Here is a 16,230-nt window from a genome sequence, read left to right as displayed (position 1 = left end):
TGGTTGTACTTTAGAATAATGCATAACAGCTGATCTGCATCAGCCAAGTCATTAATCTTTCAACACCTTCAAACCTGCTGCACCAAGACCAAATTGATAGAAAATTGCAGTCCAATCCTTCAAGCTCTGCATGAACGTGCTGCGCTCGATCTTCTCTGGTACCACAACGGTATCACCGGGGTTCAACGCCGCGCCACCAATGCCGCTGAACCAGCCCGTACCTCGGCCGCTTTGCGCCGTGCCATCGGCACGAATCACGTACATTTCGGATTTATCCGCATTCGCGGTGATGCCGCCAGCTTGCTGCACATAGTCGTTGACCGTGCGCTGCGAACGGTAGACGAAAGCGTTTTGCTGGAAGACGGAGCCCAGCACATCCACGGTACCAGGGCGGCGCGGAATCAAGATGGAATCGCCGTCCTGCAAAGGCAAATCGGGTAAGTTTTTCACTTGTGTATCGACGCCCGGCAAATCAAGCACAATGCGGCCTTCCGCCTTGACGGTGCGCAGCTTTTGCACAATGCGGCGCTGCTGCTCCACTTCGGCCGCGGTCTTCGCTGCATTTTCCTTGTCACCCGAGGCAGACATGCGCTGGGTCGCATTCGATTCCAGGTCGCGCTCGAAGCGGTCGGCCACTTGGTTCAGTTTGATTTGCTGGGCGCGGCGCACGGATTCGCGGTTCAACTGCATGGCGTACAGGTAGCCGTTTTCATTGGCGCCACCGACGCGGGCGATCAGCTCGCGCAAGGTTTCACCTTTTTTCAGCAAGAAAATACCGCTTTGCTTTGTTTCGCCAGCCACGCGCACGTATTCATTCTGGATTTGCGCCTGGACCGGTACGGCGCCTGGTGCGAACACCCGCAGGATATCGGTAGGCTTGACGGCAATGCCGGCCAATTGGCTGCTGGAGACACCTTTATCGGCCACCAATTCCAGCACGGTCTTGTATTGGTTATCGACGTTTTTCTCGACGATCACTTGCTTGGTTTCCGCAGCCGAATCAAAGCCGCCGGCCCAGCTCAGTACATCGGCCAGTGTCGCGTTGCCTTTCAGCTCGAAAATGGCCGGCTGCTTCACGCTACCCGTCAAAGCCACCAGCGGACCCACTTCAGGGATATAGATCACGTCACCGTCGCGCAAGGTGACGTCACGGCTCTTGTCACCCTTGACCAGCATGTCATACAGGTCGAAGGTGCTGACGGTATCCTTGCCGCGCTTGAGCTGGATATTACGCATGCTGCCGGTGGCGTCCGGACCGCCCGAGGTAAACAGGGCGTTGAGCAGGGTGCTCATGGAATTGAGGGTATACGTACCAGGACGAACAGCATGGCCAACCACGTATACCTGCACGGCACGCGTTTGCGCGATGCTCGCTGTCAGGTCGAAGTTGGTGTAGATCTTGCCGATGGCCTTTTTCAAATAGCCCTGCAAATCCTTGTACTGCACGCCGCTGACCTTGATGGAGCCGACGCGCGGAATGAAAATCGCACCGCTGCGGTCGACCGTGGCGCTGACGTCGATGTCAACCATGCCCCAGCCGCGCACCTGCAACTCGTCACCCGTGCCAATCACGTATTCCTGGTTCACCTGGACACCATCGAGCGGCGCGAAGGTGGACGGCACGTCGCTGAACAGATCCTTGCCGAAGATGCTCAGTTTCTTTCCCGTCACGCCATCGACATAATCTTCGAAAGCGCCGGCCTTGGTACCTGCCGCAGCCTGTTTGCTAAGATTATTGGCAGCCAGCGTTTTCTCCTGGCGCGGATCACTGCGGCCGCTACGAATACTGGGCAAGGTACCTGCGCCCGACTCACTTGCCTGTGCTCGAGACAGGTTCGAGCGCGACATGTCAGCCATGTCCAGGTCCTGCCCTGCGGCATAGGTAGAGGTTGCCCCCAACAGGAAAGCCGAGAAAATCATGTGTTTCACGAAAGGCGGGGGAGTACGAAATTGCTTTTTCATGCTGGTCTTTGTCTGGATGAATGATGTATGAGTAAAGGGAGCGCCATGCGCGCTTAATACTTGCCCTGCCAGGTCACGCTGATTTCCTTCGGGCCGGGATTGATCGACAGGCCCGATTTGCTCTGGTCGCGCTGCGCGTGCCACAGCCAGCTGCCCATGGCGTAGCCGACGATGCCGCCGGCGACCGTGTCGGACACCCAGTGCTTGCGGCCGAACACGCGGCCAGCGGAACCCACGGCAGCCACGCTATACAGCCATGGCGCATCGTATTCCTTGGCAAACGGCGTCACGGCGGCAAAGCCGATGGCGGCATGCGCAGAAGGGAACGACGAGTTTGAACGGGAACTGCCGCTACCGACGCGGCTCCACGTTCCGAGGTCTTCCTCTGGACGGGCGCGGCCAAACGCATATTTCCCGGCCACTGCCACGCCCGTTGCCGCGGCAACCGATTGCAGGGAAATGAGTCCCGTATTTTGCATGCGCTCATCGCCAAGGGCGAAGGCGGCGGCAGCGGCGCCCACTGCCGCGTACGGCATGGCCTTGCCCAGCTTGTCCCAGTTGCGGTAGACCTTGGAATCCTCGTGCTTCTTGACGAAACGGTCGACGGGCTTGTCGCTGAGGGCTGATGCCAGCACCACGCCCCCGACCACTGCCGTCGCCTTGAGCCACTCAGGGGCGCTGGGCGTTGCAGATGCGGATTGCTCCAGGCGTGCGCGCATGGCGGGCCATGGGCTGACAAACGGCCGGTCTGGCGGATTGACGGCAGGCAGGTGCTGTTCGTCCGGACGCTCGGCAAAGTTGCCCAGACCATCGTAACTGTGCATATCGGCGCGCGGACGCTCGAACATGTCGTACAGATCGCCCGGCGAAGCCACCATTTGCCCCACGTCGCGCGTCCATGGCGCAAGGGCGAAGCCGGCTGTCGATTGCGTGTCCATCGGCAACATGCTGTTCAACGGCACGGACAGGAAGATGCCACGGTCCTGGTACGGCTTCGACGGCGTACCAGGGCTGGTGATGTCGTTGCCGTTCGTATGCGTGTACCAGGCGCCGACTTCGATACCGGACTGGAAGCGGCGCTTGAATTCCACGCGCACGCCCGTGTCCTTGGCCAGGAAGCGGCCGGCGCGCGCCGTCACGGTAATATCGTGCGGCAAGCGGTAATGCAGGGAGCCGATCGCCGTCACCGTCTTGTAGTCGCGCGAATCGAGCAAGCCCTTGTAGCCACGCTGCTGCAAGGCATCGACAGCCACGTCGGCCGCCCAGCGGCTATCCTTCGGCAGGTACAGCACCTGGCCGCCCACGCCGCGGAACATGTCTTCATACAGGCCGGCCGACACGCGGGTATACACGCGCTCGGCGGGATTGTCGTATTTGTTCAGCAAGACACGGCTCAGCGAAAAACGCCCGCCGCGCAAATATTCCGCGATATCGGTACGTACGTGCGGCAAATTGCTGTTCGATGGCTGCTTGACGCCCGATACCGTTTCCAGCAACTGCAGGCTGGCGGCGCTATTCAGGTACAGACCGTCGCCTAGGCGGCGGTCGTAGTTGGCTACCGCCGAGATCGAATAACGGAAGGCGCCGCTCGGGTCATTGAAGAAGAAGCCCACCTTGGGAGCGACCTTGAAGCGGTTCGCCTCCCGGTCCAGCGATTTGATTTGCACCACGTCGCCATCGACGCCAACGCCGACGGCCAGTTTGCCGTCGTCCTGGAGGACATTGGCGGCCTTGGCGGGAGCAGGTGCGGAAACGGCGGGAGCAGGCGCCGCTGGCGCCATGGCAGTCGCGGAAACGGCAGCAAGTACCGGCGCGGGCGCAGGTACTGGTGCTGCGGCAACGACGGGTGCCGGCTTGTCGAGGAATTCCTGCAGCCAGCCTTGCTGATCGTCCCGGATCACATCGCTTTTTTCAGGATAGCGCAGCAGCACGACGTCGAGGAAGGCCTTGCGGTCGATCTTGCCTGCCAAATAGTCATTCAGTTTTGGCAAATCAAAGAATTCGTAGGTGGCGATTGGCTGGTCCAGCTTGGTATACGTGATGCGCAGGGTCGTCACGCCCTTTGGCGCGAAGGCGACAGCCGTGCGCGCGGCGCGGCCAACGGCGCGGCCCATGTTCGAAATCCGGCTGTTGGTCAGGCTCAGGCTAAGGACATTGCCTTCCTGTTCGACCCGGATATTCTTATAGTCCTGTTTTACCAAGGCATTGACCAGGTCGGCGCCATACACGGCATCGCGGTGCCATTCTTCCTTGCTCGGCAGCGGTGGCGGATTCTTGTCGTCCACGAAATACGGCGGCTCATACACCTTGGGGACAAACTCACGTTCGCCAAACGGAATGCTGATAAAGGCGTTCACGCTGAACTGGTCGCGGTTGCGTGCCGCCTGCAAGGCAAGCCAGCCCCAGCGGTACTCCAGGCCCACGGACGCGCCTTTGCGGCGCTTGCCGGCGTCCGTTTCGCTGGCGCGGAAGTCGCGCAAGTAATTCGTTGTATCGTATTCGGCCACCACCGACCAGCGCGGCAGCGCGGCCGGTGTCCAGCGCGCGCCGGCGAACACCCCGTCCGGGCGTTTATGGGCATAGCCGAGGCTCGCTTCGATATTCTTGCTGGCGCCAAAAGTCTTGGTGGCAACAACATATTGCCCCTTGAACAACTCGGTACCGAACAGATCCGTCATGCCGACGGCAACGGACGGCATCCACTCCGTTTCCGTCCACAGGCGCAATTTGCCGTCAACGACTTTATCCTTGTAGCGGCCATAGCCACTGCCATATTCACCAGGCACATTGGTAAAACCCGGTATGCCCGTTATCGACACATAACGTCCCGTCATTTGCAGGAAAGGCAAGATATTCGCCGTCGCCCATAACTGGCCATACGGGCTGTCGTAGCTGTAGCCGACGCTAAAGGTGCCATCCGTTTCCACCACGGCGCTGGGCATATTGATATACCCGGACTGGCCACCATGATTCGGGGTCGCGGCCATCACCGAAGGCGCGCCAAGCACCAGACAGCCACACCAGGTATATTTGATTGATTTTCTGAGTACGCTTAACAAATCCGGCTACCTAAAAGATCCTGCACCTGGAATTCCTGACAATGTATTCAGAAAATCAATGAGCTTGGGGAAACGTGAATGAAACGAAAAAAGGCCAACCGACGGGCATCTTGCAATGCCACGCATCAGTTCGCCACTAAAACTCGGTACTTCCGGGCAATTGATCGTTGCTTAATCATGCCTCAGGAATATATGTCGCAGAATTTTAACATTGTTTTCTTGTAGCAAATGCTTAACTTGTTTCCCTAGCGCCACACCTGTCCCTGCACCGCAAACGCCGCCTGCGGCGCTGCGGCAGGCGGGAAAGGTCACTTCAAACTGCCAAATACTTTGCCGATAATCTTGCTGCCATATGCGAGCGGATTGCTGCGGATGGCTTTTTCTTCCTCGCCGATCATCAGGTACAGGCCGTCAAGCGCACGGTCCGTGACATAGCCTTCCACCGTCGATTGCTGCTGCGGCACCAGTCCCGTCTTGCCGATCTGGCTCATGGTGCTGTTGTACTTGCTGGCCAGGCCGGAACGGTCGGTAACGGATTTCACGATGGGCAGGAATTTGACGGCCAGGGGTGCCGATGTCTTCTGGCGGAAGAAATCCGTGACAGAGGTATCGCCACCGGACAGGATATTTTTTGCATCGCTCACGCTCATCGATTTGACGGCGTCGAGCAGCAAGGGCTTGGCCATGGGCACGGCCGACTCGGCGGCACGGTTCATCGACACCACCAGGTCGTCCAGTTGCTGGCCGCGCCCCGTCATTTTCAGCAAGGGCTTGGCTTGTTCCAGGATGCCGGGCAGCTTAATCTTCACCTTGTCGTTATTGAGAAAACCATTTTCGATGCCCAACTTGGCAACGGCGGCGGCCGATCCGGCTTCCAGCGCCGCCTTCAAGCCATTGCTCGCATCCTGGTTACTGAGAGCATCCAGGGGACCGGCGCCTGCGCCGGACGACAGCAACACCAACGCGCACAGGAGGGCGGCCGAACGGCCAGGGAAAGGGTTCAGGCGCATAGTTTTCCTTTTCTAGAGAATAGACAGACTACCTTCTGCTGGAACCTTAGCACATCAAAACTGCAAATACTGCAGCAATTTTTTGCGTCTTGGGGAAAACAAGGGGTGCCACAGATGGCGGAGGGAAAGGACTATACAACACCGGCTGTTGTATCCGCGCACGCTAACGCCGGCGGCATAGTTTAGGCTGCTATCGCCGCCAGCTGTTCTCGCACCCGCGCCAGATCCGTCTCGCGCATGCGCGCCGCCGTCTGGCGCAGGGATTTTTCCGCGCCCGCCACGCCGGCCGCCGCCGCCATCGACAGCCAGATATACGCCTGCTGCAAATCGAGCGGGCCCCCCTGGCCGCTGGCCGCCATCAAGCCCAGATTCATTTGCGCCCGCGCATGGCCCTGGCGCGCGGCCAGCGCATACCAGTCCCAGGCGGCGGCATAATCTTGCGGCACATCCTGTCCATTGTCATGCCGCAGGCCCAGTGCGAACTGGGCCAGGCTGTGGCCTTGTGCTGCGGCACGGCAGTAACAGGCGCAGGCCTGCTGGCTATCCGGCGCCGGACCATCGTCGCGGTCGTGCAGCACGCCCTGCATGTATTGCGCCGGCGCGTAATCCTGCTCGGCGGCACGGCGGTACCACTCCAGCGCCAGCGACAGATCCTGCGGCACGCCCTGGCCATGTTCATAGCGCAGGCCCAGGTCGAACTGGGCCCGCACATGCCCCTGGTCGGCCGCCTTGTGGTACCAGAAGATGGCTTCCTGCGCATCGGCAGGCATGCCCTGCCCATGCTCATGCAGGAGTCCCAGCTGATACTGGGCCGCGGGAAAACCCTGCCCGGCCGCCTGGCGATAGAACACTTGCGCCCGGGTATAGTCCTGCGCGCCATGTTCATGGTGCAGGCCCAGGTTGTGCTGGGCCGCCGCGTGCCCCTGGCCGGCCGCCTTCACATACCACTCGAGCGCCGCCTGCTTATCGCAGGGCACGCCCTGGCCATTGTCGTAGATCAGGCCCAGGTTGAATTGCGAACTGGCGTGGCCCTGCTCGGCGGCGCGCCGGTACCAGGTGACCGCCTGCCCGCTATCCTGCGGCAGCACGTCGCCATTTTCATAGCGCAGCGCCAGGTTGAACTGGGCCGGCGCATAGCCTTGCTCGGCCGCCTTGCGCATCCAGGCCGTCGCCTGCTGGCGGTCCTGGCGCACGCCCTGGCCATTATCGTAGCGCAGGCCCAGGTTGAACTGCGCCCGTGCATAGCCCTGTTCGGCCGCCTTGCGGTACCAGGCGATGGCTTGCACGAAGTCCTGCGGCACGCCCTTGCCATTGTCATACATCATGCCCAGATTATTCTGTGCGCCCGCGTCGCCCTGCTCTGCCGCGCGGCTGAACCACAGCATGGCTTGCCCGCTGTCCTGCGCGATACCCTGGCCCTTGGCATACAGCCAGCCCAGGTTGTACTGCGCCGCCGCGTAGCCCTGCTCGGCCGCCTGCTGGTACCAGTGCGCGGCCTGCACGAAATCCTGCGGCACGCCCTGCCCCTTCTGGCACATCACACCCAGGTTGTATTGCGCATGTTCCAGGCCCTGCGCAGCGGCCAGGCCGTACCAGTGCAGCGCCAGCGCATAGCTTTGCTCGATGCCCTGGCCATTGAAATGCATGAAGCCCAGGCTGTGCTGAGCGTTCGCATTGCCCTTCTCGGCCAGCCCTTTCAGGCGCAGGTAATCAGCCGTGTAATGAGCGGCCGTGTAACGGGGATCGGCAAGCGGCATGGTCAAGCTTCGATAGCCAGCGTCTGCGACAGCGCGGGGGCGGCATCGGCGATCAGGCGGTTCTGCTCCTGCAGCACGCCGATGAAGCTACCCAGCGAGATGGGCCGGTGGTACAGATAGCCCTGCATCGTGGTGCAGCCCTTGTCCTGCAGATAGCGCGCCTGGCCTTCCGTTTCCACGCCCTCGGCGATCAGGTGCAGGCCCAGTCCGCGCGCAATCGAAATGATGGCCAGGATGACGGGATAGTGTCCGTGCTCGTCGTGGATTTCCTTCACAAACGACTGGTCGATCTTGATCGTGTGGATGGGGAAGCGGTGCAGGTACGACAGCGAGGAATAGCCGGTGCCGAAATCATCGATGGCCACCGACACGCCCAGTTGGCACAGCTTGTTCAACTGCTCGATCGCATACTGCGGGTTGCGGATGCAGATGTTTTCCGTGATCTCCACTTCGATCTTTTCCGGCGCGATGCCATAGCGCGTCAGCGCGCCGCGCATCTTCTCGAAAAAGTCGCCCCGGTCCAGGTACTGCGGCGACAGATTGAGCGACAGGCGTACGGCTTCGCCGCCGGCCGCGTTCCACTGCACCAGGTCGCGGCACAGGGCACCCAGCATCCAGTCCGAGATCGGCAGCATCAAGCCGTTTTCCTCGGCGAACGGCAGGAATTCGCCGGCCGTCAACAAGCCCCGCTGCGGGTGGTTCCAGCGCATCAGGCCTTCGGCGCCGACGATGCGGCCCGTCATCACGTCCACCTGCGGCTGGTAATACATCTCCAGCTGGTTCAGCTCCAGCGCCTTACGCAGGCTTTGTTCGAGCGCGATCTTCTGGTGCGACACGTCGAGCATGGACTCGTGATAAAAACTGTGGCCATTCTTGCCCAGCGCCTTGACCTGGTACATGGCGATGTCGGCATGGCGCAGCAGTTCGTCGATGGTCTCGCCGTCGCCCGGATAGATGGCGATGCCGATGGAAGCCGAAATATGCACCTGGTTGCCATCGAGGTCGAACGGCTGGTGCAGGCATTCGAGGAATTTGTCGGCGATCAGGCGCGCATCCTGGCGGTCGCGCAGCTCCGGCAGCACGATGGTGAATTCATCGCCGCCCTGGCGCGCCAGGGTATCGCCGCGGCGCAGGCAATCCTTCAGGCGCAGCGCCACCTGCTGCAGCAGCTCGTCGCCCTTCACGTGGCCGAGGGTGTCGTTGACCAATTTGAAGCGATCGAGGTCGATGAACATCACGGCCAGTTCCGTCAGCTTGCGCCGCGCCTGGATCACGGCCAGTCCAAGACGGTCCTTGAACAGCATGCGGTTCGGCAGGTCCGTCAGGATGTCGTGGTAGGCCTGGTAGGAAATGACTTCCTCGGCGCGCTTGCGGTCAGTGATGTCGCGCGCCACGCCGTAGGTGCCGAAGTATTCCTGCTTCCGGGCTTCGTGATCGTGGCTGTGCATGCCGATCGAGTTGAGCGGAATCGTCATCAGGGTGTTGTTGAAGGTGCGGTCGCTGCCGCTGCCGCTATGGCACTTCAGGCGCAGTTCCACATTGCGTGACGCGCGTTCGTCGATGCGGCGCTCATTGAAGGCATAGCGCGCCCGCTCCTGGTCTTCATCGTGCACGAGGATCGAATAATGGCTGCCGATCAGCTCTTCGCGGCTAAAGCCCAGCAACTGGTGTACCCGGTCGTTGATGAAGGTGATGCGGCCCTCGTGGTTCAGGGTGTAGATGATGTCGGGCGAGCTGTCGACCAGGTAGCGGTACATCTTTTCCGAGTTTTCCAGCTGCAGCGCGATGCGCTCGTTTTCCAGCGCCAGCTTGCGCTTCTGCAGCGCGTTCTCCACCGTCTTGAGCAGCTCCTCGCGGCTGTACGGCTTGCGCAGGTAATCGTAGGCGCCACGCTTCAAGGCGCCGATGGCCGCCTCGATGCCGACGTCGCCGCTCATGACGATCACGTCGCCCTCGATGCCGCGCCGGTTGATGTGGTCCATGATTTCATGGCCGCTCATGTCGGGCAGGCGCAAGTCGAGCAGGATCAGGTCGAAGCGCAGTTTCGACAACTGCGCCAGCGCCTCGCTGCCGCAGGTGGCCGTGTACAGCTGGTAGCCGCGGTCCTTCAGCAATTCGTGGAGGGAGGCGAGCAAACGGGGCTCGTCATCGACCAGCAGGATGCGCGGGCTGTTTTCCAGGTCAAACGGAATGGCGGAGGAGTTCATGGACGTTACGAAGACAAGGCGGTATTGCCGGGCGCGGGCAGCGCGGCCGCAGCACTCGCCGGCAAGGGAATGGGCAGCAGAATTTCAAACGAGGTGCCGGACTTGCTGCTGCGGCAGCCGATCACGCCATGCAGGCGGGTGACCAGGTCATGCACGATGGACAAGCCCAGGCCGTGATGCGCCCCTTCCTTGCTGCTGCGCACAGGGGAAAACAGATTGGCCAGCACTTCCGGCGCCAGGCCGGCACCATTGTCGCTGACGCACAGTTCCAGGTACAGGCGACGGTCGCGGTTGACGTGGCCACGGTTCGCCACTTCGATGCGCCCGCCATCGGGCAAGGCTTCGACGGCGTTTTTCAGCAGGTTGAGCAGGATTTGCTTGAGCATGTCGGCATCGGCCTCCACTTCGCATGGCGCATCCTGCATGCGCGTGACCACCTCGATCTTCGGCGGCAGGAAGTCGGTGGCGCGGAACAGGCGCAGCACATCGTCGACCACGCGCGCACAATCGGTCACGCCACTGGCCGCCACCGGCTGCAGATCGGCCAGGCCGCCGATCAACTGGCCGACCCTGTCGATTTCCTCGTTCAGGATCGACATCTCGCCCGTGACCGGCTCCTGCTTCTCCAGCTTGTGATCGAGCACGCTCAGGTAGTTCTTGATGATGGACAGCGGGTTATTCACTTCATGCACGACGCGACGCGATGCGGCACGGTATTCCTCGGCCACGTGATCGAGTTGGCGCCGTGCCAGGCCGCGCGCGCTGATGGCCGTTTCCAGCGCCGTGGCGGCCTGGTTGGCATAGGCGCGCAGGAAACCCTCGCGCTTCTGGCACGCGGGAATCTGCCACGCCGCCACGCCGCCAATCAACACGCCCAGGCTGCGCTGGCCCGCCACCAGCGGCACGCAAACCAGGCTGTCGGTACCAAGAATTCGAAACAGCTGCTCCTCGACGATGCCCAGCGCCGGCATGTCGCGCTTCAGCAACGCCAGTTGGCACTCCAGCGCCGAAGCGGCCAGGAGCCCGCCCTTGGCCAGCGGGATCGAGAAGCCGGCCAGACGCTGCTGATGTTCGCCCGTCGCCACGCCGACGAGCGCATGGCCGGTGGGGTTTTGCAGCAGGATGACGGCGGTGTCGAAATCGAACAGGATGCGCGCCGAGCGCGTGATGGCTTCCAGCAGGCTGCTTTCTCCCTGCTGGCGGGAGAAGGTCTGACCCACTTCGGACACCAGCACCATATTGCGCACTTCATCGGACAGACGCTGTTGCACCGGATCGACGGATGGCGGCGCATACGCGGGCGGCGTGGCGATATCGTCCGCACCGGCCAGGTCGATGCCCAGATGCTGCGCCGCCTGCGCCACCTGGCGCGCGACGCTGCCGGCCAGGTCTTGCAGTACCTCGACGTCCAGCGCGCACAGGCTTGCCGCCTGCGTGATCGATTCCGCATCGTCGGCATGGCAGCACAGCAGGTGCGCCAGGCGCACGATGCGGATCAGGGGATGGCTCGCTTCCAGGCGCGCCAGCGGTTCGTGGTGATACAGCACGCTGTCGGCCAGGAAGGAATCGAGATGCCAGCGTTCGATCAGCCAGGCGCCCGCTTCGGCATGCGTGATCTGCAAGGTGCGCTGCTCCACCGCGCACAGGGCGGCATCGTCGCGCGCCGTGAAATTGAACGCGTATTCCTTTGGCGCCGTGGCCAGCAAGGCCAGGCGGCCCACGTTGTGCAGCAAGCCGGCCAGATACGCTTCCTCGGCGTGCGGATAGCCCATGGCCTTGGCCAGCGCGCGCGCCATGACGGCGGCCGACAGCGAGCTTTTCCAGAAGGCGCGCAGATCCGTGCTGCCGGAATGGGGGAAGCTGTTGAAGGTCTGGAAGACGGATTCGCTGATGACCAGGGTCTTGATCATGTCCGTGCCCAACGACACGAGCGATTGCTCCAGGCTGACGACCTTGCCCTGGCGATGGTAGGCCGAGCTGTTGGCCACGCCGAGGATCTTGCTGGTCATGCCAGCATCCTTGGCGATCAGGGCGGCCAGCTCCGGCATGCCGGCATCGTCGGCCTGCAGGTGGGCGATCAGCTTGATGAGGATCTGCGGCATGGCCGGCAGGCGGGCAATCAGCAGGCGATTGCGAATATCTTGATCAGATTGATGCATCGTATCAGGCATTGCCGGTTCGAAAAGGATGAGCGCTTAGCAGCGAAGCGCGGCCACGTCAGAGGAATCCTCTACTCCTGTAACCCAAAAAATGTCGCCTGAGAGGATGCCGGGAAAAGAAGTCATCTTATCATAAGCGCCGAATATTACTTGCAATATAGAAAATTAAGTTGAAATAAATCTAGCGTTCTGCAGTGGAAACTCATGCCTTGAAGGAACCCAGCAAACGGTGACGGAAGCGCCGCGATATCAACCACAGCGCCAGCGCCAGGCCCGTAAACGCCAACTGGCCCGAGGCCAGCCACAGCACGGAACCGGACAACAGCGGCGAGATCACGCCGGCCACCACGGCGCCCAGCAAGGTGCTGGCAAACGACTGGCACGAAGCCACCGTGCCGCGGATATGCGGGAACAGATCGAGCGCCAGCAGGGTCGCGCCCGGCCCCACCAGCGACATGCCGAAGGTGTAGAAGAACAGGGGCAGCACCGACCAGGGCAAGGAGGGCGGCAGGAACAGGTGATACACGACATTGACGCTGGCGGCGCACAGCAGGAAGGCAAAGCCGATGCCGATCTGGCGCGCGAACGTGACCTTGCCGGCGATGCGATTGGCCGCCGCGGCGCCCATGAAGATGCCACTCACGCAGGGAATGAACAGCCAGCCGAATTGCGATGGCCCCAGGCCCAGCTGCTTGGGCAGCATTTCCGGCGCGGCCGTAATGAACAGGAACAGGCCCGCGAAATTGAGGGCGACGATGCCAGCCTTGATGTGGAACAGGGGCGAGCGCAGGATCTGGCCATAGCTCGACGCCAGGAAGCGGGGATTGAACGGCTGGCGCTTTTCCATCGGCAGGGTTTCGGGCAGGCGCCAATAGCAGAACGCCAGCAACACCAGCGTGTAGAAGGCGAGGAACAGGAAGATCGAGCGCCAGTCGAACCAGATGACGATCCAGCCACCGAGAATCGGCGCCACCGCCGGGGCGATGGAAAAGATCATCGTCACCAGCGACAGCAGCCGCGCCGCTGCCGCATCGGCGTACAGGTCGCGGATGATGGCGCGGCTGATCACCACGCCGGCGCCGGCCGAGACGCCCTGCATGATGCGGAAGAACCACAGGTAGTGCACCGTGTGCGCCGAAGCGCAGCCGAGCGAACCGATGGCAAACATCAGCAGCGATACGAGAATGACGTTGCGCCGGCCGAAGGTATCCGAGATCGCGCCATGCCACAGCACCATGCCGGCAAAGGCCAACATGTAGAACGTCAGCGACTGCTGCACTTCCAGCGGCGACGCTTGCAGCGAACCCTGGATCGCCCCAAACGCGGGCAGATACGTGTCGATCGACAGGGGCCCCAGCATCGACAGCCCGGCCAGCATCATGGCCAGCGCACCGCGGCTCAACGGCGCCATGTGGCTCGGCGTGGGAGGAGGAACGGGGGTAACCGGGTCGGGCGGCACATCGGCCGGAGGGGTGGGAAACATGGCGGATCCAAAGTGGCGCGCGGACCGGTTACGGTCCGCGCGCGTGATACTGCATTTTTTAGCGCGTAAAACACCTGAGAAAACCGTAGCGAGCGGCCGCCAATTGTGGCCGAGAAGCGCAACCGTACAAAAGTACGGTGAGCATCGCAAGCCGCAAGTGGCAACGCGCAGTAGGTTTAATCAGATGTTTTTCGGTTTGGCTTCTTCTCTACGGTTGTACCCGGCGACCATATCAAAGCGGAACAGACGGCATTCCAGCGCGCCGTTGAAGAATGGCGTCTTGCGTGCTTCCTTCAAACGCAGCAGCTTGGGCAGGCCCAGGTCGGCCGTGAACAGGAACACGGTCCAGCCGGCAAAGCGCTGCTTCAGGGTCGTGCCCATGGCCGAATAGAAGGACGTCGACAGTTCGTCTTCCGGGATGGTGCTGTCGCCGCGCACACCGATACGCTCGCCGTACGGCGGGTTGGTCAGCATGATGCCCGGCACGTCGCTTGGCGGTTTGACTTCCTGCGCCTCGATCTGTTTCAAGGGCACGTCGAAGCGCACACCGGCGCAACGCAGGTTATGGCGTGTCATGGCGACCATGTCGCCCGAGATGTCACTGCCGAAGATGGTCGGTTCTGCCGGCAGCGGATTGACCTTGATGGCGTTTTTCATGGCATTCCACGGCGCCGGGTCGAAGTCGTGGAAGTTTTCAAATGCGAACTGGCGCGAGGCGCCCGGCGGAATCCCCTGCAGCATCTGCGCCGCTTCGGCCAGGATGGTGCCGGAACCGCACATCGGGTCGAACAGCACCATGCCAGGCTTCCAGCCCGACACGCGCAGCAGGCCAGCGGCCAGGTTTTCGCGCAGCGGCGCGTCGCCCGTCTCTTCGCGCCAGCCGCGCTTGAACAGGGCTTCGCCCGAGGTGTCGAGGTACACGGTAAACGTATGCGCATCGAGGAAGCCGACGATGCGCATGTCCGGCGTCTTGGTGTTGACCGATGGACGCTCGTTGAACTGGTCGCGGAAGCGGTCGCAGATCGCATCCTTGATTTTCAGGGTCGTGAACTCCAGGCTGCGCAGCGGCGATTTGACGGCCGTGACGTCGACTCGGATCGTGTGATGCACGCCGAACCAGTCTTCCCAGGATTGCGCCAGGGTCAGGTCATAGATATCGTTTTCCGTCTTGTAGCCGGAATGGGCCATGCGCATCAGCACGCGCGAAGCGATGCGCGAATGCAGGTTGATGCGGTAGGAGTCCAGCAGGTCGCCCGAGCAGTGTACGCCGCCCGGCACCTGGTTATGGACCTTCATGGTCGAACTATCCTGGGCGATCTCGCCCAGTTCCTCGGCCAGCGCCGCTTCCATGCCGCGCGGGCATGGGCAAAAATATGAAGCCATGGTTGGTGTACCCTTATTCCATTGTGTTGAACGCCCGCTAAATTACAGGCGCTGCTTACTACGTTAAAAAATACGACGTTTAAAAAACTGCTTTTTCTTGACTACCCTGCCAGCGCCCGTTCGACAAAATCGAGGCGGTCCTGGCCCCAGTACCCTTCACCATCGACGATGTACCACGGCGAGCCGAACACGGAAGCGGCGGTCGCTGCCTCCGTGTTGGCGTCGTATTCGGCCTGCACGCTGGCCGTTTCCGACGTTTTCAGCAACTGGCGGCCATCAAAACCGGCATCGAGTGCGATCTGCACCAGGGTTTCCTCGTCGCCGATGTTGCGCTCTTCGGCCCACAGTCCGCGCATGATGGCGTGCGCCAGGTTCAGCGATGCCTCCACGCCGTGCGCCAGGCGCGTGGCGATGATCAGCTTGGCCGACGCTTCCGGCGACACGGGAAAAAACTTGGGCTGCAAGGTCAGGGGAACTTGCAAAAAGGCCGACCAGCGCGCCAGTTCGGCCAGGCGATACGCCTGGCGCTGCGGTGCGCGCTTGGCCAGCGGCAGGCCGCCCGAGACGCTAAAAACCTTGCCCAAGTCGAAGGGCCGCACGTCGATCTGTGCGCCCGTCCTCGCGGCGATGGCCATCAGGCGTGCGTGCCCCAGGTAAGTCCATGGCGAGTGGGGCGCGAAGAAATACTGCACGACTTTGTTCTGACTTGCACTCATCTCGATTCCCTTAGAAAGGCTTGACCACGACCAGCACGACGACGGCCAGCAGCATCACCACCGGCACTTCATTAAACCAGCGGAACCAGGTGTGACTGCGCTTGTTGAGACCTTTTTCAAACTTGCGCAGGATGGAGCCGCAGGCGTGGTGATAGCCGAGCAGCAGCACCACGAACGTCAGCTTGGCGTGCATCCAGCCCGGCATCTTCATGCGGCCTTCGCCCCCGCCGTACAGCATCCACATCAACGCCAGCCCCAGCACCATGGCCGGCAGCGCCAGCAGGGACATGAAGCGGTACAGCTTGCGCGCCATCAGCAGCAGGCGCTCGGTGGCCACCGTTTCCGTCTCCATCGCCAAATTCACGAAGATGCGCGGCAAATAAAACAGGCCGGCAAACCAGGACATGACGAAGATGATGTGGAAGGCTTTGGTCCAGAGAAAGAGCATGGGGTTCCCAGTGTCAGAAGTGGAGAGAAACGAGAGCACGGGCCGC

10 protein-coding genes are annotated in these 16,230 nt (G+C 61.7%); all 10 read right to left on the bottom strand.

Going from position 1 to position 16,230, the window contains the following annotated elements; translation table 11 throughout:
• Positions 1-51: 51 nt before the first annotated feature.
• The 10 genes from O3301_RS27360 to O3301_RS27315 all read right to left on the bottom strand — a co-directional run bounded on the left by O3301_RS27360 (position 52) and on the right by O3301_RS27315 (position 16,184).
• Positions 52-2,106, bottom strand: coding sequence for an SLBB domain-containing protein (locus tag O3301_RS27360; RefSeq protein ID WP_289917711.1), 2,055 nt, complete (start codon positions 2,104-2,106; stop codon positions 52-54).
• Positions 2,016-4,904: a YjbH domain-containing protein gene (locus tag O3301_RS27355; protein ID WP_369812247.1), complete on the bottom strand. Its 2,889-nt coding sequence runs from the start codon at positions 4,902-4,904 to the stop codon at positions 2,016-2,018. Before O3301_RS27355 ends, O3301_RS27360 begins: the two co-directional genes overlap by 91 nt.
• A gap of 425 nt (positions 4,905-5,329) precedes the next feature.
• Positions 5,330-6,031: a DUF4197 domain-containing protein gene (locus tag O3301_RS27350; protein WP_289907333.1), complete on the bottom strand. Its 702-nt coding sequence runs from the start codon at positions 6,029-6,031 to the stop codon at positions 5,330-5,332.
• Between the two features lie 182 nt (positions 6,032-6,213).
• Positions 6,214-7,788, bottom strand: coding sequence for an SEL1-like repeat protein (locus O3301_RS27345; protein WP_305058016.1), 1,575 nt, complete (start codon positions 7,786-7,788; stop codon positions 6,214-6,216).
• Positions 7,789-7,790: 2 nt separating this feature from the next.
• A complete protein-coding gene (locus O3301_RS27340; RefSeq protein ID WP_289907331.1) occupies positions 7,791-9,995 on the bottom strand; it encodes an EAL domain-containing protein in 2,205 nt (734 codons plus the stop codon).
• A 5-nt stretch (positions 9,996-10,000) separates the two neighbouring features.
• On the bottom strand, positions 10,001-12,154 hold the full coding sequence (locus tag O3301_RS27335) for an HDOD domain-containing protein (RefSeq protein ID WP_305058015.1): 2,154 nt from the start codon (positions 12,152-12,154) through the stop codon (positions 10,001-10,003).
• Between the two features lie 202 nt (positions 12,155-12,356).
• Entirely contained in the window at positions 12,357-13,637 is a 1,281-nt protein-coding gene (locus O3301_RS27330) for a multidrug effflux MFS transporter (RefSeq protein ID WP_218965298.1), read from the bottom strand.
• Between the two features lie 180 nt (positions 13,638-13,817).
• Positions 13,818-14,987: a class I SAM-dependent RNA methyltransferase gene (locus tag O3301_RS27325; RefSeq protein ID WP_289900338.1), complete on the bottom strand. Its 1,170-nt coding sequence runs from the start codon at positions 14,985-14,987 to the stop codon at positions 13,818-13,820.
• Positions 14,988-15,121: 134 nt separating this feature from the next.
• A complete protein-coding gene (locus O3301_RS27320; RefSeq protein WP_077408767.1) occupies positions 15,122-15,736 on the bottom strand; it encodes a 2-hydroxychromene-2-carboxylate isomerase in 615 nt (204 codons plus the stop codon).
• Between the two features lie 10 nt (positions 15,737-15,746).
• Entirely contained in the window at positions 15,747-16,184 is a 438-nt protein-coding gene (locus O3301_RS27315; protein WP_034745744.1) for a CopD family protein, read from the bottom strand.
• Positions 16,185-16,230: the final 46 nt, after the last annotated feature.

Source organism: Janthinobacterium sp. SUN211, from assembly GCF_030587315.1.
Classification (GTDB): Bacteria; Pseudomonadota; Gammaproteobacteria; order Burkholderiales; family Burkholderiaceae_D; genus Janthinobacterium; species Janthinobacterium kumbetense.
This window is presented reverse-complemented; position numbering and strand designations above follow the sequence as displayed.

What these genes read in the sequence shown, in the direction of transcription:
- O3301_RS27315 (WP_034745744.1), bottom strand. Translation starts at nt 16,184, where the DNA reads ATGCTCTTTCTCTGGACCAAAGCCTTCCACATCATCTTCGTCATGTCC.
- O3301_RS27340 (WP_289907331.1), bottom strand. Translation starts at nt 9,995, where the DNA reads ATGAACTCCTCCGCCATTCCGTTTGACCTGGAAAACAGCCCGCGCATC.
- O3301_RS27345 (WP_305058016.1), bottom strand. Translation starts at nt 7,788, where the DNA reads ATGCCGCTTGCCGATCCCCGTTACACGGCCGCTCATTACACGGCTGAT.
- O3301_RS27325 (WP_289900338.1), bottom strand. Translation starts at nt 14,987, where the DNA reads ATGGAAGCGGCGCTGGCCGAGGAACTGGGCGAGATCGCCCAGGATAGT.
- O3301_RS27335 (WP_305058015.1), bottom strand. Translation starts at nt 12,154, where the DNA reads ATGCATCAATCTGATCAAGATATTCGCAATCGCCTGCTGATTGCCCGC.
- O3301_RS27355 (WP_369812247.1), bottom strand. Translation starts at nt 4,904, where the DNA reads ATGCCCAGCGCCGTGGTGGAAACGGATGGCACCTTTAGCGTCGGCTAC.
- O3301_RS27350 (WP_289907333.1), bottom strand. Translation starts at nt 6,031, where the DNA reads ATGCGCCTGAACCCTTTCCCTGGCCGTTCGGCCGCCCTCCTGTGCGCG.
- O3301_RS27330 (WP_218965298.1), bottom strand. Translation starts at nt 13,637, where the DNA reads ATGTTTCCCACCCCTCCGGCCGATGTGCCGCCCGACCCGGTTACCCCC.
- O3301_RS27320 (WP_077408767.1), bottom strand. Translation starts at nt 15,736, where the DNA reads ATGAGTGCAAGTCAGAACAAAGTCGTGCAGTATTTCTTCGCGCCCCAC.